Here is a 954-nt window from a genome sequence, read left to right as displayed (position 1 = left end):
TAAAATAAAATATAACTATAAATAAAATAGGGGGTATTACAATGATAAAAAATTTACCCAAAATAGAATTACACTGTCATTTAGATGGAAGTGTTAGAGTAGATACAATTATAGATATAGCTAAAAAAGAAAATATAAAATTAGATTCATATAAAAAATGTGATGTTCAAAAAATGGTTCAAGTTCCTAAGGATTGTAAATCTTTAAATGAATATCTAAAACGTTTTAATTTACCAAATAAAGTAATGCAAAGTAGTGAAAATATAAAAAGAATTACATTTGAACTTTTAGAAGATGCACAAAAAGAAAATGTTAAGTATATAGAAGTTAGATTTGCACCATTACTTCATTTAAATGGTGGATTAACTGTTAAAGAAGTTATACAAAGTACTATAGATGGTGTTAATGAAGCAGAAAAAGTTTACGATATAAAAGGAAATATTATACTTTGTTGCATGAAGATGATGAGTGAAGAAGATGCAATATTAGTAATTGAAGAAGGTAAAGAATTTTTAAACAAAGGAGTAGTAGCAATAGACTTAGCAGGACCTGAAGAAGAAGGATTTGCTAATAAATATAAAAGAGCAATAAAGTTAGCAAGAGATTATGGATACAATATAACTATACATGCAGGAGAAGCTGCGAGTGGTCAAAATGTTATAGATTGTATAAATATACTTAAGGCACAAAGAATAGGTCATGGAGTTAGAATAAAAGATATGAAAGAAGCTTATGATTTAGTTAAAGAAACTGGTGTTATGCTTGAAATGTGCCCTACAAGTAATACTCAGACTAAAGCAATTGAAAGTTTTAGTGATTATCCATTCTATGATTTCTATAAAGACGGAATAAATGTTAGTATAAACCATCATAAAGATTAGTATTTGTTAATTTTAAACAAATACTAATCTTTTTATTTTACTTATAGAATATTAATTACCAATTAATTTTTTT

The 954-nt window shown here is 25.5% G+C and carries 1 protein-coding gene; it reads left to right on the top strand.

Features of this window, described 5'->3' with window-relative positions:
* Positions 1 to 41 precede the first annotated feature (41 nt).
* Positions 42 to 881, top strand: coding sequence for an adenosine deaminase (gene add, locus G3997_RS05640; protein ID WP_296644193.1), 840 nt, complete (start codon positions 42 to 44; stop codon positions 879 to 881).
* The last annotated feature ends 73 nt before the right edge of the window (positions 882 to 954 follow it).

The organism is Romboutsia sp. 13368, assembly GCF_018336475.1.
Classification (GTDB): domain Bacteria; phylum Bacillota; class Clostridia; order Peptostreptococcales; family Peptostreptococcaceae; genus Romboutsia.
This window is presented reverse-complemented; position numbering and strand designations above follow the sequence as displayed.

Bases quoted from the DNA above. Each gene is read 5' to 3' on its own strand.
- add (WP_296644193.1), top strand. From the start codon at position 42: ATGATAAAAAATTTACCCAAAATAGAATTACACTGTCATTTAGATGGA.